1 protein-coding gene is annotated in these 244 nt (G+C 67.2%); it reads right to left on the bottom strand.

Annotation, left to right across the window (positions count from 1 at the left end; genetic code table 11):
* A partial coding sequence (locus tag OO48_RS34210; RefSeq protein ID WP_033223650.1) for an acyl-CoA carboxylase biotin carboxyl carrier protein subunit occupies positions 1-244 on the bottom strand: 244 nt, incomplete at both ends.

The following is a 244-nucleotide window of genomic DNA, read 5'->3' as shown; positions in this document are numbered from 1 at the left end:
CCTTGATCTCGCAGAGGGGGGCGCCGCTGGAGACGGAGGCGCCGATTTCGGCGGTGAGGCCGACGATGGTGCCGGTCTTGTGGGCGTTGAGGGGTTGTTCCATCTTCATGGCTTCGAGGACGACGATCAGTTCGCCTTCGGTGACGGTCTGGCCCTCTTCGACGGCGACCTTGACGATGGTGCCCTGCATGGGGGAGGCCAGGGTGTCGCCGGAGGCCGCCGAGGTGGCCTTCTTGGGGCCCGT

The organism is Kitasatospora phosalacinea (genome assembly GCF_000716545.1).
Classification (GTDB): domain Bacteria; phylum Actinomycetota; class Actinomycetes; order Streptomycetales; family Streptomycetaceae; genus Kitasatospora; species Kitasatospora phosalacinea.
The sequence above is the reverse complement of the archived record's forward strand: the minus strand, read 5'-3'. Positions and strand labels throughout refer to the sequence as shown.